The sequence below is a fragment of the Pseudomonas sp. 2FE genome, assembly GCF_005503735.1.
Taxonomy (GTDB): Bacteria; Pseudomonadota; Gammaproteobacteria; order Pseudomonadales; family Pseudomonadaceae; genus Aquipseudomonas.
Map to the genome: position 1 here is coordinate 68,970 of NZ_SCMO01000016.1, position 24,501 is coordinate 93,470.

Here is a 24,501-nt window from a genome sequence, read left to right on the forward strand (position 1 = left end):
GGATACTCCGCATTCAGTTGATAAACATAACCGCAAGGCCTGCCGTGCCCTGGTGGTTATTTCTTCTTTTTGGGGGCGATGACCATGATCAGCTGGCGTCCTTCCATCTTTGGATGCTGTTCAACAGAGCCGTATTCGAGCAGGTCACCTTCAACCCGCTTCAACAACTCCATGCCCAGCTCCTGATGCGCCATCTCACGGCCGCGGAATCGCAAGGATACCTTGGCCCTGTCCCCATCACTTAGGAAACGTACCAGGTTGCGTAGTTTTACCTGGTAATCCCCTTCCTCCGTCCCTGGACGAAACTTGATTTCTTTAACCTGCACTTGCTTCTGGTTTTTCTTCGCAGCAGCAACTTGCTTCTTCTTTTCGAAGATCGACTTGCCGTAGTCCATCACTCGGCAAACCGGCGGAACCGCGTCAGCGGAAATTTCCACCAAATCCAGCTTGGACTCTTCGGCGACTCTAAGCGCTTCATCAATCGAGACGATGCCAATTTGCTCGCCGTCTGCGCCAATTAACCGAACCTCGCGTGCCGAGATATTCTCGTTGATCGGGGCTTTCGGTGCAGCTCGTTTATCTTGTCTCATTTCACGCTTAATAATAATTACTCCGAATCATGGCGACCACGCCGGGAAACCGCCTGAGCGAGAAAATCTGCGAATTGGGCGACGGGCATTGAGCCCAGGTCAGCACCTTCTCGCGTACGCACGGCGACGGTTTGCATTTCAACTTCCCGATCTCCAATAACCAAGAGATAGGGAATCTTGAGCAAAGTATGCTCGCGGATTTTAAAGCCGATTTTTTCGTTTCTCAAGTCAGACTTGGCACGGAACCCGCTTTGATTGAGCTTTTTTTCAATCTCGAGAGCAAAATCAGCCTGTTTATCGGTGATATTCAATATCACAGCCTGAGTTGGCGCCAGCCAAGCCGGGAATGCACCCTCGTAGTGCTCGATCAGCATGCCAATAAAGCGCTCGAAAGAACCCAGAATGGCGCGATGCAGCATCACCGGGTGCTTACGGCTGTTGTCCTCGCTGACGAATTCAGCCCCCAGACGCACTGGCAGGTTGAAATCGAGCTGCAGGGTACCGCATTGCCAGACCCGACCGAGACAATCTTTTAGAGAAAACTCGATCTTAGGGCCGTAAAACGCACCTTCACCCGGTTGCAAGTCATAAGGCAGACCAGCGCTGTCCAGCGCAGCGGCCAATGCAGCCTCGGCACGATCCCACAACTCATCGGAACCCACGCGCTTTTCCGGGCGAGTGGACAGCTTGAGCTGGATATCCTGGAAACCGAAGTCCGCATAGACATCCAGGGTCAGTTTGATGAACGCCGCGGACTCAGCCTGCATCTGCTCTTCCGTACAGAAGATATGCGCGTCGTCCTGGGTGAATGCACGCACACGCATGATGCCGTGCAATGCACCGGACGGCTCGTTACGGTGGCAGGCACCGAACTCGGCCAGACGCATCGGCAGCTCGCGATAGCTTTTCAGCCCCTGATTGAACACCTGCACGTGGCACGGGCAGTTCATCGGCTTGATCGCGTAATCGCGATTTTCCGACTCGGTGGTGAACATGTTCTCGGCGTAATTGGCCCAGTGCCCGGATTTCTCCCACAGGCTGCGATCAACCACCTGGGGCGTCTTGATCTCTAAGTAGCCGTTGTCGCGCTGCACTTGGCGCATATACTGCTCAAGCACCTGATACAGGGTCCAGCCATTCGGATGCCAGAACACCATGCCTGGCGCTTCCTCCTGGGTATGGAACAGATTCAGACGCTTGCCGATTTTACGGTGATCGCGCTTCTCGGCCTCTTCGATGCGCTGAACGTACGCGGCCAGCTGCTTTTTATCGGCCCAAGCGGTGCCATAAATGCGCTGTAGCTGCTCGTTCTTGGCATCGCCACGCCAGTAGGCGCCCGACAGCTTGGTCAGCTTGAAGGCTTTGAGGAAACGAGTGTTAGGCACGTGCGGGCCACGGCACATGTCGAGATATTCTTCGTGGTAGTACAGGCCCATTTCCTGCGTCTCGGGCATGTCTTCGACCAGACGCAGCTTGTACTCTTCGCCTCGAGCCTTGAACTCGGCAATCACCTGATCACGCGGGGTCATCTTCTTGATGACGTCGTATTCCGTATCGATCAGTTGCTGCATACGCTGCTCGATGGCCGCCACATCCTCCAAAGTGAAGGGGCGCTCATAGGCGATGTCGTAATAGAAGCCTTCATCGATGACCGGACCGATCACCATCCGAGCTGTCGGATAGAGCTGCTTGACCGCATGACCGATCAGGTGTGCACAGGAGTGACGGATGATCTCCAGCCCCTCCTCGTCTTTCGCCGTGATGATCTGCAGAGTCGCATCGCCGTCGATCAGGTCGCAGGCGTCGACCAAGGTTCCGTTGACCTTGCCCGCCAGGGTGGCCTTGGCCAGGCCTGCGCCAATGGATAGAGCTACCTCAGCCACAGAGACCGGGTGATCGAACGAACGCTGGCTGCCGTCGGGAAGAGTAATAACAGGCATGGCGCTTCCTCTCCTAGTGGTGACCCCTACCAAAGGTCACGTGGGTTGGGATGAGCCAGTACGCGATTCGGCGGTATGCCCGCCTCACAGTGGCAGGAGCCCGAAGGCCAACCTGAACCGAACCGCAGTCACTGGGAATTTGAAGAATTGGGGATGCTTCCAGAAAGCCGAAGCCCTGACAAGCGCCCAATAAAAAAGGGTCGCCTGAGCGACCCTTTTTTAATTTGGTAGGCACGATTGGACTCGAACCAACGACCCCCACCATGTCAAGGTGGTGCTCTAACCAGCTGAGCTACGTGCCTGCAATGGAGGCGCATTCTACGGAGACACGAGAAAGTGTCAATACTTTTTTCGCTAACTCTCTGAATAAGCGTATTTTTTACCGTTCAACCTGGCGTTTAATATTTTGCACAGGGTACTAGCCGGGCATTTTCAACTCGGGTAGCATCGTCACATCCGTAAAAAATATAAAACAGAGGTTGCAAGATGGCACACACCCCTTATCCGCAGTCCTATTACGCCGCATCGGCCAACCCGGTTCCAGTTCGCCCAGAACTGGCCGGCGAAGTGGAGACGGACGTCTGCGTTGTAGGTGCCGGCTATACCGGGCTATCCACCGCCCTGTTCCTGCTGGAAAACGGTTTCAAAGTCACCCTATTGGAAGCGGCGAAAGTCGGCTTTGGTGCCTCCGGGCGTAACGGCGGGCAGATCGTTAATAGCTACAGCCGCGACATCGACGTGATTGAGCGCACTGCCGGCCCCAAACAAGCGCAACTGCTCGGGCAGATGGCGTTCGAAGGCGGCCGCATCATTCGTGAACGCATCGCCAAGTACGACATCCAGTGCGACCTGAAAGATGGCGGCGTGTTCGCCGCAATCACCAATAAGCAGATGGGCCACCTCGAAGCGCAGAAAAAGCTCTGGGAGCGCTATGGTCACACCCAACTGGAGCTGATGGACGCCAAGCGCATCCGTGAAGTCGTCGCGACCGAGAATTACATCGGCGGCATGCTGGATATGAGTGGCGGCCACATCCACCCGCTGAATCTGGCGCTGGGCGAAGCCGCTGCTGTCGAATCCCTGGGCGGGAGCATTTATGAGCAATCGCCGGCCATTCGTATCGAACGTGGCGCCAACCCAGTGGTACACACCCCGCAAGGCCGGGTAAGAGCCAAATTCGTAGTGGTCGCGGGTAACGCCTACCTCGGTAACCTGATCCCTGAACTGTCGGCCAAGTCGATGCCTTGCGGCACCCAGGTACTCACCACCGAACCGCTGAGCGACGAAGTGGCCAAGAGCCTGCTGCCGCAAGACTATTGCGTCGAAGACTGCAATTACCTGCTCGATTACTACCGCCTCAGCGGTGACAAGCGCCTGATCTTCGGCGGCGGCGTGGTCTATGGCGCCCGTGACCCGGCGAATATCGAAGCGATCATCCGCCCGAAACTGATCAAGACTTTCCCGCAGCTAAAGAACGTCAAGATCGACTACGCCTGGACCGGCAACTTCCTGCTGACCCTCTCGCGCCTGCCCCAGGTCGGCCGCCTTGGCGACAACATCTACTACTCGCAAGGCTGCAGCGGCCACGGCGTGACTTACACACACCTGGCCGGCAAGGTGCTGGCAGAGTCCCTGCGCGGTCAAGCCGAGCGTTTCGACGCCTTTGCCGGCCTGCCGCATTACCCCTTCCCTGGCGGCCGTCTGTTCCAAGTGCCGTTCAGCGCCCTGGGGGCTTGGTACTACACCCTGCGTGACAAACTCGGGGTCTGAGCCCAGAGCAAAGAACAACGGCGCCTTAGGGCGCCGTTTTAGTTTGTGAGCTAGATGATGAGCGCTCGACGGTTCGATAAGCGTTACTCGCCGCGAGCTTTTGTCCGGCTTGCTCCAGTTCTGTCGCGCCAGTCAACCAGCGCTGCCGATCCACGTTAGCCGGCAGTTGCGCCGGCGCCTGAACCAGAACGGCCCAATGCCCGACAGCGTTCCAGGCTGACTCGAAGTCATCGAAATCCATCGACAAACGTCGACTCATCCCCGAGCGCAACAGCAGTGTCTGCTCCGCGCGGTCATAGCCAATCAGTACCGCATAGCGCGGCACCGATACCCAGCCAAAGCCATTATTGAAGCGAACCAATACCGGGAAACCTGCCGCGATCTGGGTCAGCAGCTCCGGAAGATCTGCCTCTAGGGGATAGACCAGCAGGCCATGTTCATTCACCACTCGCTGCATATTCTGTTGCAGCCGAGCCTCGCTCCCTGGCAGCTGCAATTTCTTGGCGATCAGCCCAGGCGTCGTGACGACACCTTGTTGCGAAAGCAGAATCGCCAGAGCCCCAGGAGCCCCCTCATAAGCGGTCTGCGCAAAGAAGGGTACACCGCTCAGCTCCACCCGTTCAGGCAAAGCTTGGATGGTCGGTGCTACGGCCGAATTCATGCAGCCGGCAAGTGGCAGCAACAGCGCAAATGCCAGCAGCACGGGACGAGGAGAACGAAAAGAATTTCGACGGAAGAAAGGCAAGTTCAAGGCTCACTTCGGCAACGCCAGGCGACTCATCAGCCTGGCAAGAACGGCGATCATACTGCTGTAGGGTGGATAACGCTCTTTTATCCACCAGCGAAGCAGCCTGGACGCCCCATGGTGGAAAACCGCTGCGCGGATTTTCCACCCTACGCGAACGCAAAGGGCTCCGTAGGGTGGACAACGCTTTGCTTGTCCACCGACTCCTGCACCGACGGGCCCACCAAACAAAAACAACACGACACTCTCAGCCAGTCATTAGCTTTTGCCGCGCGGGTTTCACCCGCCCTATAAGGCTTCAGGAGCTCCCACTGAACCTTGTACTAAGCTGAACAATTGCCCGTATCAGTTACGGGCTAATGAAGGCTACTGAAGGACGCGGCCAGACAAGGCGCTGAATGTGGTTCGAGGCATGTGCCTGTTGCCGCCAGGCGTTAGCCAGGGCATTTGTCTCTAGAGGGTGCGAATACCCGAAGAGGGGACAAACATGAACAACTATCTGATTTCAAAGCTGACTTTGGCTATTTCACGGCGAACGTTCCTGCACAGGAGCGCGGTGATAGCCGGGGGCGCGCTGCTGGCCGGGCCCGGTTTTGCTGCGCAGCAAAACTGTCGTCCCACCGAGTCCGAGATCATCGGTCCGTACTATCGGTTCGGCGCGCCATTTCGCGCCCGCCTGGCAGGCCCCGACGAGCCCGGTGACCGGCTTGTTCTGACCGGCACGGTGTTCAGCTCAGACTGCCACACCCCCCTCCCCAAGGCATTGATCGAGGTGTGGCAAGCGAATCACGCTGGCTTCTATGACACCAACAAGCCCGGCAACTTCACCGAGACTACGACCTTCCACTTGCGGGGGATGCTGTACACCAATGAAAAAGGGCAATACGAGATTGAGACCATTGTGCCGGGCCGATACCCGATCCCGCCAAATCTCCCCGGGCTCGAGAAATACGCGGGGCTGACGCGACCTGCCCATATCCACATGCGCTTCATGGAATCGCTGCACGTTCCGGTTACGACGCAGCTCTATTTCAAGGGCGACCCCTTCATTGCGAATGATCCATGGGCCGGCCACAAACCCTCTTTGGCCATTGATTTAAAACAGGACGGAAAGCTACGCCGTGGTGTTTTTGACGTCGTACTCGCCAGGGCGCTATAGAAGGCACGCCTAACACGCCAGCGTGTCGAAACTGCGAACTGCCGCTTACAGATACCAGCGGTATTCGCGCGCACCGATCTCTTGCATAAAGGCCAGATGGTCCTGGCGCTTGTTCTCGCAGTAGACCTCGACAAACTCCGCGCCCAGGCCCGCGCGCAGCTGTGGCTGGTGCTGCATGGCACGCACCGCCTGGAGCATGTCCAACGGGAAGTCGATGCCGCTGTTGCGGTCTTCGTTGAGCGGCGCGATCGGCTCGCGGCCGGCGGCCAAGCCCTCCTCCAGGCCAACCAGAATCGCCGCCAGGACCAGATAAGGGTTAGCATCGGCGCCGGCCAGGCGATGTTCGATCCGCAGGTTCTGCGGGTCCGACTCGGGAATCCGCACGCAGGCATCGCGATCCTCGAAGCCCCAACTGGCTTGCGTCGCCGCGTTCACCGCGCCGCCAAAACGGCGTAGGGCGTTCTGGTTCGGCGCGAAGATCGGCATGCAATGGGGCAGCAGCTCCAGACAACCGGCCACCGCATGGCGCAGCGCCTGCTGCTGGTTAGCCGCCAGCAGGTTGTTACCCGCCGCGTCGTAGAGGCTGACATGCACGTGCATGCCGCTCCCCGGGTGCTGCAGGTAAGGCTTAGCCATAAAGCTGGCGCGGTAGCCGTGCTTGAGGGCCACACCACGGGTGCTGCGGCAAAACAGAGCAGCCCAGTCGGCGGCACGCAGGCCGTCATCGAGGTGACCGAAATTGATCTCGAACTGGCCAGGGCCGAGCTCGGCGGTGATCACCGTGGTATCGATGCCCTGGGCCCGCGCCGCCTCGACCATATCATCGAGCACCGGGGCGAAGCGCGACAGCCGCTCGATGTGCATATTCGGCTGATCGTCCGCATCGTCCGTCAGCAGATCGCGGGGGAACTGCGGCTGGCCATCGCGCAGCTGTTTATCGAACAGGTAGAACTCCAGCTCGAAGGCCACCACCGGGTGGATGCCTTTGCTCCGCAGGCGCGCCAGCACCTGCGCCAAGACTTCGCGCGGCTCGAAGACGATCGGCGCCTCGGTGCCATCCGAGGTAATCAACATCTGCCCCAACGGCTGTGCTTCCCAGCTCACCGGTTTGAGCGTACCGGGCACCAGGCGGCGCCGGGCATCCGGGTCGCCGTCGTTGAAGCAGTAGTCGCCAATCTTGAACAGCCCGCCCTGGACGCCCAGCAGCACGCAGTTCTGCGGCAGCTTGAGGGCACTGCCAGCGGCCACCTTCTCAAGCATCTCCAGCGGATAGCGCTTGCCATAGAAATGCCCGGGAATATCCAGGGAAATCAGGTCGACGTAGCGCACCTCGGGGTAGCGCTGGCGAAAAGCACGAACCTCGGCCAGCAGGTCAGAGCAGACAGCATTCATCGTTGTTCTTCCTTCGATCTTTGTAAGAGTCATCAGGTGTAAACCCAGAGAACCCGGGTGGGCTGTTCGGTGAGGTTGCCGTAGCGACAACGGGTGTGGCTGGCCAGTTGAAAACTGTCGCCAGGAAACAAGGTGACCGGCTCGTCGTTATCGCCCAGCCACAGCGTCAACTCCCCTTCCAGGACATAGCCGCCCTGCTCAGAGCTGTCGCTCAAGTGCCGCTCGCCACTGTTGGCGCCGGCCTCCAGTTGGCTTTCGAGCATGGAGAAGGTGGCCGACATCTTCGGCGAGACCAAAATGTCGGTAATCCCGTTGGCGAAATACAGCGTGCGCCGCTCATCCGGCCGGGTAACCCAAGGCAATTCCTTAGGCTTGGGCAAGCTATAGAAATAGGTGGTCGGCACCCCGAGGGTTTCGCTGATCGCCGTCAAATCCGCCACGGTGGGGCGCGACAAACCGCGCTCGACTTGCGAGAGAAAACCTACCGAGCGGCCGATTTTGTCGGCCAGTTCCTTCAGGGTGTATTTCTTGTGCTTGCGCAGGTCGTGAATAAGGATCGCCAAAGCGGCGATTTCTTCTTGCTTGTTCATGCCAAGAGCTCCAAAAGATTGCTCATCAAATGCTGTCGCGCAGTCGGTACCAGGCCTTGCCGATGGCCTCCAATGGGGCTGCCAGGTGTTTGCCGCCGGGGAAGCTGCCGTTGCTCAGCCCTTGGTACAGGGCCAGGTCATCCGCCTGACCGAGAATCGCGTCGGCCACCGCGCGGGCGCCAGCCAGGGTCGGGAGCACGCCATGTCCGGAATAGCCCTGCAGCCAATAGAGGTCGCCGCGGCGGCCGAGGTCTGGAGTGCGCTTGAGCGTGAGGTCGATATGCCCACCCCAGGCAAACTCCAACTCGACGCCCTTGAGCTGCGGGAAGACCCGCTGCAAATAGGGCCGGGTCGCCGCCGCGATGTCCTTCGGCATGCCGCCCAGGTAGGTGCAACCGCCACCGAACAGCAGACGGTTACCCGGCGTGCGGCGGAAGTAATCGAGGACGAACTGGTTATCGGTGACGCAGACGTTGCTCGGTAGCAGCGCCGTCGCCTGCTCTGCCGTCAGCGGCGCGGTGGCCACCTGATAGGTGCCGACCGGCAGAACACGACTGGCCAACTGTGGCTCGAGTCGATCGATATAGGCATTGCAGGCCAGCACCAGCACATCCGCACGGATGCGCCCGCGTTCGGTGGTCACCAGATACTGACCGCCTTCTTCGCGGTAGCTCAACGCCTTGCTCTGCTCATGGATGTTCCCGCCGGCGCACTCGATGGCGGCAGCCAGGCCGAGCGCCAATTTCAGCGGATTCAGATGGCCGCCTTCGGGGTCGAACAGGCCCGCCTGATAGCGCTCGCTGGCGACCCACTGCGGCAACTCTGCGCGCGGGATAAAGCGCAGACCGTCATGCCCCCACTTGTGGCTGGCCTCGTGCTGCCATTCGGTCAGCAGGCTTACCCGCCGCGGCATCACCGAGGTCCACAGGTGGCCGGCCCGGTAATCGCAATCGAAGTCGTGGCGCGCGGGCAACTCACGCAACTCCTGCGCGGCCCAGCGCATGCTGTCCCACAGCCGCCGTGCGCGTTCATAACCGAGCGCCGCCTCCAGCGGCGGCATATCGCAGGACCAGCCGAGAATCGCCTGCCCCCCATTGCGCCCCGAGGCCGCCCAGGCGACTCGGCTGGCTTCCAGCACCGTCACGCGCTTGCCGGCCAGGGCCAAGCGCAAGGCCGTGTGCAGGCCGCTGAAGCCGGCGCCGATGATCAGCACCTCGGTGCTTTGTTCACCTTCCAGAGCGGCTCGAGTCGACAAGCGATCAGCGCAACTGTGGGCGTAATAGCTGGCGATGTGCTGGCTGGATTGCTGAAACATACAGGTCTAATGAAATTATGTTTTTATAATTTCATGTAAAACTACCCTTAAAATTTCATGATGGCAACGCCCCAGCAAAAATACTCTGACCCGCTCAGGCGACAACTATCCTGACACCGGGGGGGCAACGGCATGTACGACTTCATCATCATCGGCGGTGGCATCATTGGCATGTCCACGGCCATGCAGTTGATCAAGGCCTATCCAGACAGCAGGATGCTGTTGCTGGAAAAGGAGTCCGGGCCGGCCCAGCATCAAACTGGCCATAACAGCGGCGTGATCCACGCGGGCGTCTATTACACGCCCGGCAGCCTGAAGGCCAAGTTCTGCCTGGAGGGTAATCGGGCCACCAAGGCCTTCTGTGACCAGCACGGCATCCGCTACGACGAGTGCGGCAAGCTGTTGGTGGCGACCAACGAGCTGGAAATGCAACGGATGAAAGCGCTCTGGGAGCGTACCGCGGCCAATGGCTTGGAGCGGCACTGGTTGTCTGCCGGGCAGTTGCGTGAGCGTGAGCCAAACATCCGCGGGATCGGCGGGATATTCGTGCCCTCCAGCGGCATAGTGAATTATGCCGAGGTCACCGCCGCCATGGCCCGCGAGTTCCAGAAGTGCGGCGGCGAGATTCGCTACGGCACCGAGGTCAGCGGTCTGGAAGAACGCCCCACGGAAATGCGAGTGAAAACCAAGACCGGCGAATTCAGCGGCCGCTTCATGGTCACCTGTTCGGGGCTGATGGCCGACCGCATGGTGCGCATGCTCGGCCTCGATCCGGGTTTCAGCATTTGCCCCTTCCGCGGCGAATACTATCTGCTGCCCGAGCAGCACAACCGCATCGTCAACCACCTGATTTACCCGATCCCGGACCCGGCGATGCCGTTCCTCGGCGTGCACCTGACCCGCATGATTGATGGCAGCGTCACCGTCGGCCCGAATGCGGTGCTGGCGCTCAAGCGCGAGGGCTACCGCAAACGCGACATTTCCCTGGCCGACACCTTCGCCATGCTGACCGACCCAGGCATCCTCAAGGTGCTCAAAGACAACCTGCGCCCCGGCCTGATCGAGATGAAGAACTCGCTGTTCAAGCGTGGCTATCTGCAGGAAGTGCGCAAGTATTGCCCAAGCCTCAGGGTGCAGGATCTCAAACCCTACCCGGCCGGGGTCCGCGCCCAAGCGGTCTCCGAGGATGGCAAGCTGATCGAGGACTTCCTGTTCCGCAATACCCGACGCAGCGTCAACGTCTGCAACGCACCGTCACCGGCGGCGACCTCCGCACTGCCGATCGGCGCTTACATCATCGAGCAAATCGACGCTCAGTTGCTGGCCCTGCCGGGCTTTGGCAAAGCCCAGCAATCCGCCTCGCCAACCTAACCCCCTGGCTTGTCACTCCCCTCGAGAGCGTGCCATAAACCAGCCAGTTTCCTCGCTGCCAGAAAAAGACATCCAGTATCAATTGCACCCTTACACCAATGCCCGCCTGCACCAGGAAGTCGGCCCGCTGATCATCGAGCGTGGCGAAGGCATCTACCTGTATGACGACCAGGGCAAAGCCTATATCGAAGCGATGGCTGGTTTGTAGCCGAAACCCAGCGTTTCGACAGCGCTGGGTTTCACTGCGTTCCACCCAGCCTACCAGGCTGTGCCTACGACTATCAGGCTTTACTCCGGCGGCATCGCACTTAACTAACTGTCCATCGACTGCGGGACAGACCATCCTTTGCGATTTCTGGAGTGGGAAACTCCATATGGAAAGCCGTCCACCCATTACTGGAGGTACACCAGATCCTGCCGTGGTGTGCTTCAACGATAGAACGGGTGATGGCTAGGCCCAAACCGGCGTTACTGGGACTGCCTTCGCGTCGAGCGGGGTCAACGCGGTAGAACCTGTCGAATAGCCTTTCCAGGTACTCAGGAGGGATGGTTTCACCAGGGTTTTCCACGGTCAGCACTGTGGAAAGGTTGTTCTGGCGGATATGCACACTGATGGTTTTACCCTGCGGGGTATATCGCAGGGCATTGGAAAGGAGGTTCGAAATGGCGCGATGCAGCATCAGGACATCGCCTTGAATACTTCCGGAACCAGACAGCTCAAGCTCAATGCCGCGTTCGTCAGCCAGCAGGTAGTAATACTCAAGCAGCTTATCCACCACCCCCTCGAGGGCAATCCGCTTGCGCTCGGGAATGATCAAGCCGTTGTCCGCCTTGGCCAGGAACAGCATGTCATCGATCATCCGGGACATGCGCTTCAAGTCATCCAGGTTCGAGTAAAGATTTTCCTCGTAGTCCTCGATGTTTCTCTTTCTGGAAAGAACTACCTCCGTGTGCGTCATCAGGTTGCTGACCGGTGTACGCAGCTCATGGGCAATGTCGGCGGAAAAGTTGGAGAGCCTTACGAAGGCGTCGTCCAGCCTTGCCAGCATGGCGTTGAATGAGGAAACCAGCTGCTGTAGCTCCAAAGGAATAGGCGCCATTGGGATGCGCTCCTTGAGCGACTTGGCCGACATTGAAGCCGCTAGAGCGGTCACCTGCCGTATAGGGCGCAAGCCACTCCGTGCCACTACCCACCCGAGTCCGGCACTCACGAGAGCACTGATTACCAGGCCTATCCAGAACCAACGCTGCAGGGTCACAAAGAAGGACATGTGATGGGTGACATCGAGAACCAGCATCACAGTCAGGGGCTGCTCCTGTCCGGTAACCGCTACCTGCGCGGTCATGCCGCGAAACATGTGCTCTTGGTCCTGCCACTCCCAATCACGCGGGCCTACGGCGGAACGGAACCGCTCGGGAATGCTCAGCGGTGCCGGATCGGCAAATAATACCTTGCCGTTGCCGTCCAGAATGATCGCCGTGAGCTCTCGATGCGCCCCAAGCAATGCCTGCAATTGCGGCCTCGCCTCAGCGAAAGCGTCAAGGCTAGGCAGCTCCCCCAAAATACTTTGGCTGGCCTGCAGTTTCTCGACCAGCGTGTGCTGATCGAGTGATTTGAAGTGCAGTTGGCTGAGATGGTTGAAGCTGAGCCCTGCCGCAGTCAGCACCGCAGTGACCGCGAGCATGAACATCAAGCTCAGGCGTGCGGTCAGGGAAAGCCTCTTCATGCCGACTCCGGCGTGTCGAGCATGTAACCCATTCCGCGGACGGTGTGGATCAGTTTGAGTTCGAAAGCGTCATCGATCTTCGCTCTAAGTCGCCTGACAGCCACCTCGATGACGTTGGTGTCGCTGTCGAAATTCATGTCCCAGACTTGCGATGCGATCAGTGACTTCGGCAACACCTCACCCCGCCGACGAAGGAGCAGCTCAAGAAGGGCGAACTCTTTTGCCGTGAGGTCGATGCGCTTGCCTGCGCGAATGGCTCTGCGCTTCATCAGGTCGACCTCAAGGTCAGCGATCTTCATGTGGGTCTGGGACGGGGCACTGCTACCCCGGCGCAAGAGGGTCCGAACCCTGGCCAGCAGCTCGGAAAAGGCGAAGGGCTTGATCAGGTAGTCGTCAGCGCCAAGCTCGAGCCCCTTCACCCGATCCTCCACCCGGTCACGCGCAGTCAGGAAGAGCACGGGGACATCTTTGCCCGCCGCACGAACCATCCGCAGCACTTCCCAGCCATCCAGGCCCGGCATCATGACGTCCAGAATCAGCAGGTCATAGGCTTCGCTTAGAGCGTGCTGAAGGGCGTCCGTACCGCTGGTCACCCGATCGACATTGAACCCGGCCTCGCTCAGGCCCTGTTGCACATAGGTACCAATTTTCGGTTCGTCTTCAGCTACCAGGAGTTTCATGGGGGTGGTTCTCAAGCGAATGACGACTTGAGTTTGCAGCGAATAGCGCCAACCAACCAGCAACTTACAGAAATGTAATCTTGGCTTCAGCTCTCTGTCAGGAATGACTGTCTAGGGTGCACTCGTGAGCACTGGAAATGTACTCTCCCTGCTCCCCATTGGACATTTACTCAGAGCGCCGGCCTCGAGTTCGCCTGCAACGTTCCTGGCCCTTACCAATCAGGGATGGTCGGCCAGATCACAGTGAAGTAACACCGAGTTGATGTGCATCAAGTCATCACAATGGGCGTTGTCTACTCTCAGTCGCTAAGATCAGAGCAACGCCTGCTGATACAGCTGATGGGTACTGAATCATGACGAATCCGCATCACTCGGCTAACACCTCCCCACCCTTGTGGAAGAGCAAGGCTGGAATCGCGCTGATCATGCTGGTGGTCATCGGCGTGTTCTATGTCGCTCGAGAGCACTACGGCCACATCTCGCAGATTCTGCCCTACCTGATTCTGCTGCTATGCCCCCTAATGCATTTGTTCGGACACAACCATGGGGCTCATGCACATCACGGGGATGCAGCAGAAACCTCCAAGAACGAGAAAAGGCATTAGCCCATGCACACCTCTTCGTGCGATCACGACCATTCCCATCATGGTGAGCAGCAACATGGGGGCCTGCACGATCCGGTGTGCGGCATGGCTGTCAGTAACGACAGTCAGTTCAGCGAGCAATACGAGGGGCAGACGTATCAATTCTGCAGTCAGAAGTGCCAGGAGAAGTTTCGAGTTGAACCCCAGCACTATGCCGGGCATCAGCACAGCACCGATCACACAGGCCATGCCCATGATTCGCCTGCACAACCGGTAATTGGAGCAACTGAATACACCTGCCCGATGCATCCGGAGATTCGCCAGGCGGGGCCTGGCACCTGCCCCAAATGCGGTATGGCATTGGAGCCCGTCATGCCTGAGCTGGAGGAAGAGGACAACCCCGAGCTCAGAGACTTCACCCGCCGCTTCTGGTGGTCATTGCCGCTGACGGTGATCGTGACGGTTCTGGCGATGGCAGGCCATTCGCTGCCGATCCTCCATGACGCCACGCAGAACTGGGTCGAGCTGATTATTGCGACACCAGTGACCCTGTGGGCAGGTTGGCCCTTCTTTGTGCGAGGAGTGGTATCCATCCGTCAGCGCAGCCCGAACATGTGGACCTTGATCGGACTCGGGACAGCGGCCGCCTATCTCTACAGTGTCGCTGCGACACTATTCCCCCAGGTGTTCCCCGAAACCTTCATGCAAGACGGGCGCATTGGCGTCTACTTCGAAGCGGCCGCGGTGATCATTTCCCTGACCCTATTGGGGCAAATGCTTGAACTCAAAGCGCGCTCGCAAACCTCCGCGGCCATCAAGTCTCTTCTGGGGCTGGCCCCGAAGACGGCTCGCCGGATCAACCCGGATGGTCAGGAGGAGGACATCCCCCTTACCCATGTGCACCAGGGTGACCATCTCCGTGTGCGCCCGGGTGAAAAGGTCCCCGCCGATGGCATCGTCCTAGAAGGCGAAAGCGCCGTCGATGAGTCCATGCTGACCGGCGAACCCGTGCCGGTGATGAAGAGACCTCGGGACACCCTGATCGGGGCCACGCTCAACACCCACGGCAGTCTGGTGATGGAGGCGCAGAAGGTAGGCGCCGAAACCGTGCTGTCGCAGATCGTGCAAATGGTCGCCCGCGCACAGCGCTCGAAAGCCCCCATGCAACGCATGGCAGACGCCATCGCCGGGTACTTCGTGATGGGCGTAATCGCAATCGCCTTGCTCACCTTTTTGGGGTGGGGACTTTTCGGTCCCGAACCCAGCTGGGTGTTTGGCCTGATCAACGCGGTGGCCGTGCTGATCATCGCCTGCCCCTGTGCCCTTGGTCTCGCCACGCCTATGTCGATCATGGTGGCCACTGGCAAGGCCGCTGGCAGCGGCGTGCTGTTCAGAGACGCCAGCGCCATCGAAAATCTGTGCAAGATCGACACGCTGATCGTCGACAAGACCGGCACGTTAACCGAGGGACGCCCGGTCTTTCATAGCGTGGAAGCTACTCCCGAGTTCGATTCCCGTGAGGTGCTACGCCTGGCTGCCAGCCTCGATCAAGGCAGCGAACACCCGCTGGCCCATGCGATTGTCGATCACGCGCGGGCGGCGGGGATTGCTCTGACCAAGCCGGAAGAGTTCGAGTCCGGCTCAGGCATCGGTGTCCGCGGCCAGGTAGAGGGTAAACAGCTTCAGCTCGGCAACACCACCTTGATGGAAGACGCGGGGTTGGACATCGCTCCGCTGAGAGACCGTGCTGAGCTGCTCCGACTTGAAGGCATCAGCATCATGTACCTGGCGGTCGACGGTGCGCTGGCCGGCCTCCTGGCGGTATCTGATCCAATCAAACCGAGTTCCAAGGAGGCGGTGGCCAAGCTACAGGAGGAGGATGTTAAGGTCATCATGGCCACCGGCGATGGCTTCACAACGGCACGTGCTGTCGCCAAGCAATTGGGCATCGAGGAAGTCCACGGCGAAGTGAAACCCCAGGACAAGGAGAAGCTGGTTGCCGACCTACAGGGATATGGCCGGCGAGTCGCGATGGCCGGCGATGGCATCAACGATGCCCCCGCGTTGGCGCGTGCGGAGGTAGGGATCGCCATGGGGACCGGCACCGATGTCGCGATGAATAGCGCCCAAGTGACCCTGGTGAAAGGCGACCTGATGGGCATTCTGCGCGCGCGGACGTTGTCCGTGGCCACCGTGAAGAACATGCGCCAGAACCTGGGATTCGCCTTCCTCTACAACGCCATGGGTATACCGCTGGCGGCAGGTTTGCTCTATCCCCTGACCGGCCATCTGCTGTCGCCGATGATTGCGGCTCTGGCCATGAGTGTGAGCTCTGCTTCGGTTGTGTTTAACGCACTTCGCCTACGGCGGGTTGTAATCGGCTGAATCGGCAAGTCGAAAATTTAGCGCGACAGGCGCGAACTGCTGACCCGTTACCGTGTTCCAGGACCGACAAGCTCCTTGTGGGTCGGCCCGTACGGTATAGAGCGCTGTGCCCTGCAGATCAGTCGCGAAGTGGGTGCAGAGGACTTTCACAATCGTTGGGCCGAGCCCCGGGAGCGTGGCTGATGCTGACCGTCAATCTGGGACCGCTAACCTTGGCCGTACCCCACCTGCTGCTAATCGGCAGTCTGCTGCTGGCGGCGCTGACCGGTTGGTGGCTCGGTCGGGACAGCGCACGCAACCCCGAACAGCAGCTGTTCCGGCTGCTGCTGGTTGCCTTATTGGTGGCTCGCTTGGCCTTCGTGGTGGGTTATTTCGAGCACTATCAGGGTGAGTTCTGGCGGGTGGTGGACATTCGCGACGGTGGCTTCATCGCCTGGCCCGGCGTGACCACGGCGCTGCTGCTGGGTGGCTGGCAGGCCTGGCGCGACCGCGGATTGCGCAAACCGCTCGGCGTGGCGCTGGCGGTCGGCGTGCTGAGCTGGGGCTTCGGCAATCTCGCCAGGCATGCCTTCGAGCAAGGCACACGGCTGCCCGAACTGGCACTACGCGATAACCGCGGCGCTCCAGTAGCGCTGCAGGACTATGTTGGCAAGCCTCTAGCAGGCCGTTGAAAAAGGTAGCGAGCGACGGCTAGGCAAGGCGAAATCAGCCGAAAAAGCGCAGTTTACGTGCTGTAAATGAGCATTTTTAGGCTGATTTCAACGCCGCATAGCCTAGTGCAGTAGTTTTTCAACGGCCTGCTAGTGATCAACCTCTGTGCGACCTGGTGTCCGCCCTGCCGGCGGGAAATGCCGGTGCTCGCCGAGGCTCAGGCCAAGGAAGAGGCTCTGACCTTCCTGTTCGTCAATCAGGGCGAGGGCGACGGCGAAATCCTCCGCTTCCTCGAGGCCGGCGGATTGGATCTGGAGAATGTGCTGCTCGACAGCGGCGGACGCCTCGGCCAGCACGTCGGCTCCATGACCCTGCCTACCACGCTGTTCTACGACGCCGAAGGCCGCCAGATCGGCAACCATCTCGGCGAACTGTCCCGCGCGAGCCTCGCTCGCGCGCTGGAAAATTTGCGAGAGAGTACCCAGCCATGATGCGTTTCAAGTACTTACCCATTTTTCTGACGGTCTTGAGCCTGCTGGCCTTGCCCGTGGCAGTCACCCAGGCCGAGGAGCTGCCAGCCCCGATCAAGGCAATAGAGGCCCGCGGCGCGACCATCGTCGGCCCGTTCGACGCGCCGAGCGGCCTGCGAGGTTATGCCGCTCGCTACAACGGTCAGGGCATAGCGCTCTATCTCACTGCGGATGGCAAGCATGTGCTGATCGGAACCCTATTCGATGCCCTGGGCGAGGACCTGACTCGTGCGCCGTTGGACAAGCTGGTTTATGAACCGCTGGCCAAGGAGATGTGGGCGCGCATGGAGAACAGCACCTGGATCGCCGATGGCAGCGACGATGCCCCGCGCATCGTCTACATGTTCTCCGACCCGAACTGTCCCTACTGCAACATGTTCTGGAACCAGGCGCGGCCCTGGGTCGAATCCGGCAAGGTACAAGTGCGCCACATCATGGTCGGCATGCTGCGCGCCGACAGCGCCGGCAAATCCGCCGCACTGCTGACTGCCAAACAGCCGGAAGCGGCGCTGAAGGAGCATGAAGCCGCCGGCAATGCCAGCAAGCTCAAGGCACTGGAAAGCATTCCTGCGGAAGTCCAGAAGCAACTCGACGCCAACCTTGCGCTGATGAGCGAGCTTGGGGGCATGGCGACACCGGCGATTTTCTATCTGGATGACAACGGCCGCCTGAAAATGCAGCAAGGGGTGCCGCAAGTGCAGGGGCTGGCAGAGATCATGGGGCCGAAATAGGCCGTTATGCCCCCGATGCAGTCAGCCCTACGGCCACCTATACCGCCCGTCTGTCATGCAAAAGCACCGATACCACAGCCTTTGATGCCTACCGGTTGGCCTCCTGAAGGCTTGTTACCCCACCAAGATCAGTGCTTAGAGCGCTGATCTTGGGATTCACCCCTTCGCTTATTCCCTCATCACTTGACGCGCGCTTCAGCCTCGGCGGACTCGTCGATATCGAGCGCAAGGATCGTGTGCCCGCTCGAAAGGCGAACTACTCGCGCCATGAACCAAATTTATGGCCGAAAATCTATATGTAGTGTTTGATGAATTAGATAGTGGGTTCGACACTCGATCGGAGCATTCGGCATCGGGGCAACATAGTCCCGGAGAGCACACCGACCATGAGACGTGAAATGCTCAATTGCACAACCGGCGCTTTCGCCGGTGTTGGCCGCGTGTTCGCGAGCGAACCCCTTGCTCACGGCGCAGTACTTTTTCGCACGCACGGAGATGGTGACCGAGACGCTGCAATGAAACCTTCCCGGTTTTCCCATTGGTGCGCCGACGCCATAGCCATCGCCTTGCTCGCGTTTGTGACGAGCGCCGTCGGGGCGGATGCAGCTCCCTACCAGACGAGAGCAGGCGCCGATGACGTGCAGCGGGTAGTCATCGTTGGTGGCAGTTATTTCTTCCGACCCGATCATATCGTCGTGCAGGCGGGCCGGTCGCTGGAGATCACTGTGAGGGTGGAGCCCGGCGTCATCCCGCACCGGTTCGTACTGGAGTCGACGGACGGCAAGGTGCTGGCTGACGTACCTCTCGGCAAGAAGGCGAAAACGCTACGCTTTGCCCTGCCGGCTGGCGATTATCTGTTTCATTGCCCAAACCGGCTGTTGCTCTTCAAGAGTCATCGCGAGCGAGGCATGGCCGGCGTGTTGGAGGTCCAGGAGTAGCGCGTGCTATGGGGAATACTAGTCTTCACACTCCTCGGTGACGTCATGGCCGATCCGCTGGCCGAGGCCGAACTCCGTTTCCGCGCACTGAATACTTATCAGGTCACGGTTCGCTCGATTGCGGTCGACGGCGAGCGCCAAGTGATACGCTATTTCTATCGCAAACCTGGCTGGGTGAGGATGGAGTTCGTTCAGCCGCACAAGGGCGCAGTGCTGATCTACGATCCGGGCATGCGCAGGGTGCGCCTCTGGCCGTTCGGCCTGAAGCACTCGTTGGCGCTGACCTTCGCCCCGGACAATCCGCTGGTCCGTAGCCCTCGCGGCCACCGGGTTGATCGCTCCGATGTCGGCGCGCTACTGGAAAATCTGCTGGCACTCCGTGCGCGTGGCAGCGCGTCGTCACTGGGCGACGCGGACGTCGCGGCACGGCCTGCCGCAGGCTTCGACATCGTCGGCGACCCGGGAGTTACCGTGACCGGGGTGCATCGTTATCGGGTCTGGCTGGCGCACGACACCCTGTTTCCGCTAAGAGTGGAAAGTTTCGAGGCGAGCGGAGAGCAGATCGAGACCGTCGACATGGTAGACGTCGAAACCGACGTCCGCCTTCCCGAACGTTTATTCACTCCCTGAGCCGGCGAGGTTCGAATGCACGTAGCCGGCAGTAACCAATACCATCTGTCCACGTTGTGGCAATTTGATGCGCCGCTCGAAGCCGTATGGGACGCTATCTTCCATGCTGAAGCCTGGCCGAGTTGGTGGAAAGGCGTCGAATGCGTCGTCACCCTCGAGCACGGCGACGCCAACGGTCTGGGGGCCCGGCAGCGCTACACCTGGAAGAGCGCACTACCTTACCGGCTAACCTTCGTCACGCGTGTGACCCGGGTCGAGCCTTTGCGCCGGCTCGAGGGGAGCGTCGAAGGTGATCTCGAAGGTATCGGCTGCTGGCACCTCGGACGAGACGCAGACCTCACTACCGTGCGCTTCGACTGGCAGGTGCGCACCACCCTATTGTGGATGAACCTGCTCGCCCCGCTGGCGAAGCCACTGTTCCGCTGGAACCACCACGCGATCATGCGCGCAGGCGGCATTGGCCTGGCCCAGCACCTGAAGGTACGCCTCAGATCGCAGATGGCCTGGGCCTCCTGAGGCACGGTATCCAGCTGCGCGAGAGGCTAACGCCGTTTCGACACGCGACACGCGACACATGCACTTCAGGTGACAGATGACGAAACCCAAGTTCCTTACGACCATGCGTATCGAGTCACGCCTGATCGTGGCAGCGTTGGCCGGCTTCGTCGCCGGCACCCTGGCCACCGCCGTACAAATGCTCTTGTGGTGGCTAAGCGCGACACCGGTGCTCGAGTCGCTTTTGCGCGATGCGCGCCTGACCGCCGCCATCGCCATGGGCCGAGCAGTTCTGTTGTTGCGACACTCATTCATTTCGCCCTCTCCGTCGTTTACGCGGCGATCGCGATGCTCTTCGTCAGACGGCTGAGCGTGAAGCTCGCCATCCTGACCGGTGCCGTTTACGGTCTGGTGCTCTACGGCGTCAATCTGCATAGGCTTACCGCGTTCCTGCCCTGGTTTTCGGTTTCGCGAGGCTGGGTCACAGTGCTTACCCATGTCGTTTTCGGTATCACCCTGGTCGGGGCGTGCAGATTCCTTGGTTCAGCCGACGGCAGCGTCGAGAGATCTCCAGCAGAGCACGAATAAGGTACGTTGGTTGTCGTATATGCTATTCCACCGCACAACCGGAGCCGGGATGCCTGAAGAACGCACGAACAGTATCCGACCGCAGCCTCGTCGCCAAAGAATATCTCTGCACCGGCTGCCTTCGCTTCCGTGCGGATGCGCAGAAACCTGTTTTTGAGTCAGCTATCTGGTGCAACCCGCGGCAGTCAGCAGTTGGCCGGTCTGAGTCGTTCATGACCGGCTCAAGCCGCTACACTTAGCCGGCGGGCGATCGCCTCCATTGCTCCGTCCACTTCTGCTCAACAATTCCACAATCGACCTTGAAGCAATCTCCAAGGTCAAGCTGAGGATGCCTGCACAAGAAGGCGCGGGGAACGAGCCTGACGCCCTTGACCTTGGAGCGCACTCGAAGGTTTATAGTGAGTTTGACGAGCTTCGCTCCGCACCTGCCGGAGCCCGCCCTGATGACGCGGGTGCATGAGAGGGAGGTAGTTGACCATGACCCGCAAAGTCGAAGTCTTTAGCGCCGGCTGCGCAGTTTGCAACGAGGCGGTGGATATTGTGAAACGCCTGGCCTGCCCGTCGTGCGAGGTGACCGTGCTCGACATGCACGACATGCAGGTGGCGCAGCGCGCCCATGCCCTGGGTATCCGCTCGGTTCCCGCCGTGGCCATCGATGGCGTCTTGGCCGATTGCTGTGCCGGCCGCGGCGTGGACGAATCACGTCTGCGGGCCGCCGGTTTAGGCCAGGCGATCTGAGCCGATGGCGGGCTCACGACAGGCAGCAGGTTCAATCCACTCCGCTGCCGCGCCGGGCGTACTAACCATCGGCAAGCTCGCGACGGCAACCGGCGTATCGACCGATACACTGCGCTATTACGAGCAAATGGAACTGATCGCCCCCGATGGCCGCAGCGCGTCCGGCTATCGACTCTACGGTCTTGCTACGTCGCAGCGCGTGCGTTTCGTCCGGCAGGCTCAGGCGTGCGGCTTCAGTCTGCCGGAGATTCGCCAGCTGCTGACCTTGCGTGCCGACCACGCGGCCTGTTGCGGCGGCGTACGGCAACTGGCGCTGGAGAAGAAGCTGCGGCTCGAACAGAAGATCCGCGTCATGCAGGAGATGTCGCGCGCCCTGGACCAGCTTATCGAGAGCTGTGCAGACGAGACGCTGACGGTGGACGATTGCCCGATCCTGGCGGCCCTGGAGCAATCGCGTATGCAGGGAAGCGAGCGCCATGAAGATTGAGCTGCTTCACTCACCGGGCTGCGCCCGCTGCCTGGCCGAGCACGAGGCGTTACGCGGGGTGGCGGAGCAACTGGTGGCCGGTATGCTGTGGCGGGAAATCAACGTGCTCGAGTCGTTCGACTACGCCGTCGAGCTCGGCGTTCTGAGCCTGCCGGCACTGGCCATCGATGGCGAGTTGGTGTTCGCCAAGCTGCCCACGCCCGAGCAACTGGCGCAGGAGTTGCGGCGGCGTCTAGCGCAGGGGGCCGCCCATGGAACTTGAAGCGCTGCGGCAGGCGATGGCGCAGATCGGGCCGGCGGCGTTGGGCATGGCATTCCTGGCCGGCTTCTTCTTCAGCCTGAATCCGGTGGCGGTCGGTGCAATCCCGGTCGCGCTCGCCTATGTCACCATGGCGCGCACCCGCGCCCAGGCCTTTTGGCACGGATTACTGTTCATCCTGGGTATGCTGCTGACCCACCTGGCGCTTGGGATAGTCGCTGGCAGCGGCGGCGAGTGGATCTATGCCGTACTCGGTCGAGAGTGGGGCTTGTTCCTGGGGCCTTTGCTCATCCTGATGGGGCTGTTTTGGTCGGGATGGCTGCGACTACCGCTGCCGAGCCTGCCCTTGCGGGCCAAGCGCGTTAGTGGGGGTTTCGGCGCGTTTCTGCTGGGGATGCCGTTCAGCGTGGCGGTCTGCCCGACCTGCACACCGGCCCTGGTCGTGGTGCTGGGGGTTGCGGCCAGCGTCGGTTCGGCTCTGTGGGGTGCCTGTCTGTTGCTGGCCTTTGCGGCTGGCCGGGCGATCCCCCTGGCGCTCGGTGCCTGGAGCATGGCCTGGTTGGAAAACACCACCAAGCTTGCGCCTCTGCGAAAACCCTTTGAACTACTAGGTGCACTACTGTTGATTCTCGCTGGGCTCTACCTGTTGAACGCCTATTTCGTCGTTGTGCCATGGCTTGCAGTCTGAACGCTTGGCCCCGTCGTGCGAACTACAGAGTGGCCAGGGCGGTAACCCCCACTACAGGCCGGATATACGAATGCAACCGCACTGACGACAGGGTTGGAAGAGCTTTACTCACTACTTGTGAGGAGAGTCCATATACGACTTGTTAGCTGGGTTTAACCGCACTATAGAGCGCCAATGTTCCGTAAATGGTACTGAACGTTTGTCGTTGTGAGACTTGAACAAACCCTGCTTGCTCAAAAAGCTCGATGAGCTTGCCTGAGACGTTGTCCTGCGTATTTTTGAAGCCGTCAAGAAGCTGAATGAACAAAAATAGCCCCCGCATCAAGGCGTTGCTAGCACGTCCCCAGTCAGCAACGTGCAGTTCTGCACCTGGCTTGAGAATCCGAAACAACTCTTGTGCTGTCTGTTCTTTGGCTTCCCATGACAGATGGTGAAAGAACAGGCTTGAAACCACCCGATCGAAGTGCTCCTCTGGGTAAGGCAAGTTGTAGGACAGCGCACGGTCGAACTTCACCGAAACATTAGCCTTTTGTGACTTACGAGACGCAATGGATAGAATGACAGGATCGCCATCAACTCCTGTTACGTTGGCTTGCGGCTGGTTTTGTTTGATCCAGATCGCTAATGTGCCTGTTCCACAAGCGAGATCAAGCACCTGATGGCCCGGCTCAATGCGAGCCTGCTTGATGAGCGCTTGTTTGAAAATGCGTTCTCGCGTGGTAGAGCCTACTACTGCGTCGTAGTAAGGGGTAAGCCAGTGAAAGCCCAGTGCCGGCACGTATTTGGATTTGGGCGGTTGCTGCATCACTGCTCCTTTTATTAGGCGACATCATGTCGTGCTTGCTCACGATATGATGTCGCAGAATGTTCCTTGTCATTCTGTAATGACCTTGTTTCCCTGAAGATAGTCACTGCGAGCGCGACACTATTCGAGAAGAAACACGACATGGACGGCAAGCCTAGGCTGCTCGATCAGTTTCGGCAGCAGACCAAGCATAGCTCCTGATTTGCCATCAGCTTGTCCATCGGCTGCTTTTTGGCCGAACCGAGTCGGTCACAACCGGCTCAGAACGCCCCGTAGCAGTCCTTCAGGGGGGCTACGAAACTCGTGGCGAGTTATTAATCCTTCGTCAGCACATCGATGATTGGACAGCTCGTGCCACCATTACCATCACCGCATTGCTGCACCAGACCGGCCAGCACTTTCTGCATAGCGGCAAGGTCTGTGATCTTCTGTTCGATCAGCGCCAGCTTGCGGGCCGCCAATGCCTGCGTCTCGGCGCACGCGCAGCCCGCGTCCAAGCGCAGCAACCCACCGACTTCAGACAGCGTGAAGTCACGCGCCTGTGCCCGCTTGATAAAGCGCAGCCGCTTCGCCTGTTCCGCCGCGTAGCGCCGCTGCCCGCCCTGCGGCCTGGCCGGTTCATCCAGCAGGCCGCGCCGCTGGTGATAGCGGATCGTCTCGACGCTCACCCCAGCGGCATCCGCCAGCCTGCCGATGGTCAGTTCTACCGCCAT

General features: G+C 59.8%; 25 protein-coding genes, 1 tRNA gene and 2 pseudogenes. 17 read left to right on the plus strand and 11 right to left on the minus strand.

The window, feature by feature from the left end; all coding sequences use genetic code 11:
- Positions 1–56: 56 nt before the first annotated feature.
- The 3 genes from infC to FFS12_RS18965 form a co-directional block, all read right to left on the minus strand.
- The gene (gene infC / locus FFS12_RS18950) at positions 57–608 is read right to left on the minus strand and encodes a translation initiation factor IF-3 (RefSeq protein ID WP_171006491.1); all 552 of its coding nucleotides are present in this window, start codon (positions 606–608) and stop codon (positions 57–59) included.
- The gene (gene thrS / locus FFS12_RS18955) at positions 608–2,530 is read right to left on the minus strand and encodes a threonine--tRNA ligase (RefSeq protein WP_137889164.1); all 1,923 of its coding nucleotides are present in this window, start codon (positions 2,528–2,530) and stop codon (positions 608–610) included. Before thrS ends, infC begins: the two co-directional genes overlap by 1 nt.
- Positions 2,531–2,755: 225 nt before the next feature.
- Positions 2,756–2,832 (minus strand) — tRNA-Val (locus FFS12_RS18965).
- Positions 2,833–3,016: 184 nt separating this feature from the next.
- On the opposite strand from FFS12_RS18965, the gene FFS12_RS18970 reads away from it, so the two are divergent.
- The gene (locus FFS12_RS18970) at positions 3,017–4,300 is read left to right on the plus strand and encodes an FAD-binding oxidoreductase (RefSeq protein ID WP_137889166.1); all 1,284 of its coding nucleotides are present in this window, start codon (positions 3,017–3,019) and stop codon (positions 4,298–4,300) included.
- A 25-nt stretch (positions 4,301–4,325) separates the two neighbouring features.
- Here the strand turns inward: FFS12_RS18970 and FFS12_RS18975 are convergent, their stop codons facing one another.
- A complete protein-coding gene (locus tag FFS12_RS18975) occupies positions 4,326–4,961 on the minus strand; it encodes a PA2778 family cysteine peptidase (protein ID WP_171011922.1) in 636 nt (211 codons plus the stop codon).
- Positions 4,962–5,532: 571 nt separating this feature from the next.
- Here FFS12_RS18975 and FFS12_RS18980 point away from each other — a divergent pair.
- Positions 5,533–6,204, plus strand: a complete 672-nt coding sequence (locus FFS12_RS18980; RefSeq protein WP_137889168.1) for a twin-arginine translocation pathway signal protein — start codon at positions 5,533–5,535, stop codon at positions 6,202–6,204.
- A 45-nt stretch (positions 6,205–6,249) separates the two neighbouring features.
- On the opposite strand, the gene FFS12_RS18985 is transcribed toward FFS12_RS18980, so the two are convergent.
- Genes FFS12_RS18985 through FFS12_RS18995 form a run of 3 tightly spaced genes read right to left on the minus strand, consistent with a single transcriptional unit; the run spans position 6,250 to position 9,501 of the window.
- Complete coding sequence (locus FFS12_RS18985) at positions 6,250–7,596, minus strand: glutamine synthetase family protein (protein WP_137889170.1); 1,347 nt, start codon at positions 7,594–7,596, stop codon at positions 6,250–6,252.
- Between the two features lie 32 nt (positions 7,597–7,628).
- Entirely contained in the window at positions 7,629–8,186 is a 558-nt protein-coding gene (locus FFS12_RS18990; RefSeq protein WP_137889171.1) for a helix-turn-helix domain-containing protein, read from the minus strand.
- Between the two features lie 25 nt (positions 8,187–8,211).
- Complete coding sequence (locus tag FFS12_RS18995; protein ID WP_137889173.1) at positions 8,212–9,501, minus strand: FAD-binding oxidoreductase; 1,290 nt, start codon at positions 9,499–9,501, stop codon at positions 8,212–8,214.
- Between the two features lie 132 nt (positions 9,502–9,633).
- Here FFS12_RS18995 and lhgO point away from each other — a divergent pair, with 132 nt between their 5' ends.
- Positions 9,634–10,872, plus strand: a complete 1,239-nt coding sequence (lhgO, locus tag FFS12_RS19000; RefSeq protein ID WP_137889175.1) for an L-2-hydroxyglutarate oxidase — start codon at positions 9,634–9,636, stop codon at positions 10,870–10,872.
- A gap of 82 nt (positions 10,873–10,954) precedes the next feature.
- Positions 10,955–11,080: a hypothetical protein gene (locus FFS12_RS19005; RefSeq protein ID WP_256657515.1), complete on the plus strand. Its 126-nt coding sequence runs from the start codon at positions 10,955–10,957 to the stop codon at positions 11,078–11,080.
- 100 nt (positions 11,081–11,180) lie between these two features.
- Here FFS12_RS19005 and FFS12_RS19010 read toward each other — a convergent pair whose 3' ends face one another.
- Together FFS12_RS19010 and FFS12_RS19015 are read right to left on the minus strand one after the other, a co-directional pair.
- The gene (locus tag FFS12_RS19010) at positions 11,181–12,599 is read right to left on the minus strand and encodes a heavy metal sensor histidine kinase (protein WP_137889176.1); all 1,419 of its coding nucleotides are present in this window, start codon (positions 12,597–12,599) and stop codon (positions 11,181–11,183) included.
- Positions 12,596–13,279, minus strand: a complete 684-nt coding sequence (locus FFS12_RS19015) for a heavy metal response regulator transcription factor (protein WP_137889178.1) — start codon at positions 13,277–13,279, stop codon at positions 12,596–12,598. Before FFS12_RS19015 ends, FFS12_RS19010 begins: the two co-directional genes overlap by 4 nt.
- A 159-nt stretch (positions 13,280–13,438) precedes the next feature.
- On the opposite strand from FFS12_RS19015, the pseudogene FFS12_RS20335 reads away from it, so the two are divergent.
- The 13 genes and pseudogenes from FFS12_RS20335 to FFS12_RS19085 all read left to right on the plus strand — a co-directional run.
- Positions 13,439–13,531: pseudogene (locus FFS12_RS20335) on the plus strand (plastocyanin); the annotation flags it as partial.
- A gap of 101 nt (positions 13,532–13,632) precedes the next feature.
- Positions 13,633–13,884, plus strand: coding sequence for a DUF2933 domain-containing protein (locus FFS12_RS19025; RefSeq protein WP_137889180.1), 252 nt, complete (start codon positions 13,633–13,635; stop codon positions 13,882–13,884).
- A 3-nt stretch (positions 13,885–13,887) separates the two neighbouring features.
- Complete coding sequence (locus tag FFS12_RS19030) at positions 13,888–16,248, plus strand: heavy metal translocating P-type ATPase (RefSeq protein WP_137889182.1); 2,361 nt, start codon at positions 13,888–13,890, stop codon at positions 16,246–16,248.
- A gap of 182 nt (positions 16,249–16,430) precedes the next feature.
- Positions 16,431–17,390 (plus strand): annotated as a pseudogene (locus FFS12_RS20505) (TlpA family protein disulfide reductase).
- Positions 17,387–18,160, plus strand: a complete 774-nt coding sequence (gene dsbG / locus FFS12_RS19045) for a thiol:disulfide interchange protein DsbG (RefSeq protein WP_137889184.1) — start codon at positions 17,387–17,389, stop codon at positions 18,158–18,160. Before FFS12_RS20505 ends, dsbG begins: the two are co-directional and overlap by 4 nt.
- 386 nt (positions 18,161–18,546) lie before the next feature.
- Positions 18,547–19,098, plus strand: a complete 552-nt coding sequence (locus FFS12_RS19050) for a cupredoxin domain-containing protein (RefSeq protein ID WP_218568991.1) — start codon at positions 18,547–18,549, stop codon at positions 19,096–19,098.
- Between the two features lie 45 nt (positions 19,099–19,143).
- Entirely contained in the window at positions 19,144–19,728 is a 585-nt protein-coding gene (locus tag FFS12_RS19055) for an outer membrane lipoprotein-sorting protein (protein ID WP_256657516.1), read from the plus strand.
- 15 nt (positions 19,729–19,743) lie between these two features.
- Positions 19,744–20,244, plus strand: a complete 501-nt coding sequence (locus FFS12_RS19060) for an SRPBCC family protein (RefSeq protein WP_137889186.1) — start codon at positions 19,744–19,746, stop codon at positions 20,242–20,244.
- Between the two features lie 189 nt (positions 20,245–20,433).
- Entirely contained in the window at positions 20,434–20,811 is a 378-nt protein-coding gene (locus tag FFS12_RS19065) for a hypothetical protein (protein WP_218568992.1), read from the plus strand.
- A gap of 477 nt (positions 20,812–21,288) precedes the next feature.
- Complete coding sequence (locus FFS12_RS19070; protein ID WP_218568993.1) at positions 21,289–21,549, plus strand: thioredoxin family protein; 261 nt, start codon at positions 21,289–21,291, stop codon at positions 21,547–21,549.
- Positions 21,550–21,553: 4 nt separating this feature from the next.
- Positions 21,554–22,036, plus strand: coding sequence for a heavy metal-responsive transcriptional regulator (locus FFS12_RS19075; protein ID WP_137889190.1), 483 nt, complete (start codon positions 21,554–21,556; stop codon positions 22,034–22,036).
- Complete coding sequence (locus FFS12_RS19080) at positions 22,026–22,298, plus strand: thioredoxin family protein (RefSeq protein ID WP_137889192.1); 273 nt, start codon at positions 22,026–22,028, stop codon at positions 22,296–22,298. Before FFS12_RS19075 ends, FFS12_RS19080 begins: the two co-directional genes overlap by 11 nt.
- The gene (locus FFS12_RS19085) at positions 22,288–22,983 is read left to right on the plus strand and encodes a cytochrome c biogenesis CcdA family protein (protein ID WP_137889194.1); all 696 of its coding nucleotides are present in this window, start codon (positions 22,288–22,290) and stop codon (positions 22,981–22,983) included. The genes FFS12_RS19080 and FFS12_RS19085 overlap by 11 nt, the downstream gene beginning before the upstream one ends.
- Positions 22,984–23,125: 142 nt before the next feature.
- Here FFS12_RS19085 and FFS12_RS19090 read toward each other — a convergent pair whose 3' ends face one another.
- Together FFS12_RS19090 and merR are read right to left on the minus strand one after the other, a co-directional pair.
- Positions 23,126–23,788 carry a class I SAM-dependent methyltransferase gene (locus FFS12_RS19090; RefSeq protein ID WP_137889196.1) on the minus strand — a complete coding sequence of 221 codons (663 nt, stop codon included), beginning with the start codon at positions 23,786–23,788 and terminating at the stop codon, positions 23,126–23,128.
- A gap of 314 nt (positions 23,789–24,102) precedes the next feature.
- Entirely contained in the window at positions 24,103–24,501 is a 399-nt protein-coding gene (gene merR, locus FFS12_RS19095) for an Hg(II)-responsive transcriptional regulator (protein WP_137889198.1), read from the minus strand.

Bases quoted from the DNA above. Each gene is read 5' to 3' on its own strand.
- thrS (WP_137889164.1), bottom strand. From the start codon at position 2,530: ATGCCTGTTATTACTCTTCCCGACGGCAGCCAGCGTTCGTTCGATCAC.
- FFS12_RS18970 (WP_137889166.1), top strand. From the start codon at position 3,017: ATGGCACACACCCCTTATCCGCAGTCCTATTACGCCGCATCGGCCAAC.
- FFS12_RS18975 (WP_171011922.1), bottom strand. From the start codon at position 4,961: ATGAATTCGGCCGTAGCACCGACCATCCAAGCTTTGCCTGAACGGGTG.
- FFS12_RS18980 (WP_137889168.1), top strand. From the start codon at position 5,533: ATGAACAACTATCTGATTTCAAAGCTGACTTTGGCTATTTCACGGCGA.
- FFS12_RS18985 (WP_137889170.1), bottom strand. From the start codon at position 7,596: ATGAATGCTGTCTGCTCTGACCTGCTGGCCGAGGTTCGTGCTTTTCGC.
- FFS12_RS18990 (WP_137889171.1), bottom strand. From the start codon at position 8,186: ATGAACAAGCAAGAAGAAATCGCCGCTTTGGCGATCCTTATTCACGAC.
- FFS12_RS18995 (WP_137889173.1), bottom strand. From the start codon at position 9,501: ATGTTTCAGCAATCCAGCCAGCACATCGCCAGCTATTACGCCCACAGT.
- lhgO (WP_137889175.1), top strand. From the start codon at position 9,634: ATGTACGACTTCATCATCATCGGCGGTGGCATCATTGGCATGTCCACG.
- FFS12_RS19010 (WP_137889176.1), bottom strand. From the start codon at position 12,599: ATGAAGAGGCTTTCCCTGACCGCACGCCTGAGCTTGATGTTCATGCTC.
- FFS12_RS19015 (WP_137889178.1), bottom strand. From the start codon at position 13,279: ATGAAACTCCTGGTAGCTGAAGACGAACCGAAAATTGGTACCTATGTG.
- FFS12_RS19025 (WP_137889180.1), top strand. From the start codon at position 13,633: ATGACGAATCCGCATCACTCGGCTAACACCTCCCCACCCTTGTGGAAG.
- FFS12_RS19030 (WP_137889182.1), top strand. From the start codon at position 13,888: ATGCACACCTCTTCGTGCGATCACGACCATTCCCATCATGGTGAGCAG.
- dsbG (WP_137889184.1), top strand. From the start codon at position 17,387: ATGATGCGTTTCAAGTACTTACCCATTTTTCTGACGGTCTTGAGCCTG.
- FFS12_RS19050 (WP_218568991.1), top strand. From the start codon at position 18,547: ATGAGACGTGAAATGCTCAATTGCACAACCGGCGCTTTCGCCGGTGTT.
- FFS12_RS19055 (WP_256657516.1), top strand. From the start codon at position 19,144: ATGGCCGATCCGCTGGCCGAGGCCGAACTCCGTTTCCGCGCACTGAAT.
- FFS12_RS19060 (WP_137889186.1), top strand. From the start codon at position 19,744: ATGCACGTAGCCGGCAGTAACCAATACCATCTGTCCACGTTGTGGCAA.
- FFS12_RS19070 (WP_218568993.1), top strand. From the start codon at position 21,289: ATGACCCGCAAAGTCGAAGTCTTTAGCGCCGGCTGCGCAGTTTGCAAC.
- FFS12_RS19075 (WP_137889190.1), top strand. From the start codon at position 21,554: ATGGCGGGCTCACGACAGGCAGCAGGTTCAATCCACTCCGCTGCCGCG.
- FFS12_RS19080 (WP_137889192.1), top strand. From the start codon at position 22,026: ATGAAGATTGAGCTGCTTCACTCACCGGGCTGCGCCCGCTGCCTGGCC.
- FFS12_RS19085 (WP_137889194.1), top strand. From the start codon at position 22,288: ATGGAACTTGAAGCGCTGCGGCAGGCGATGGCGCAGATCGGGCCGGCG.
- FFS12_RS19090 (WP_137889196.1), bottom strand. From the start codon at position 23,788: ATGCAGCAACCGCCCAAATCCAAATACGTGCCGGCACTGGGCTTTCAC.
- merR (WP_137889198.1), bottom strand. From the start codon at position 24,501: ATGGCGGTAGAACTGACCATCGGCAGGCTGGCGGATGCCGCTGGGGTG.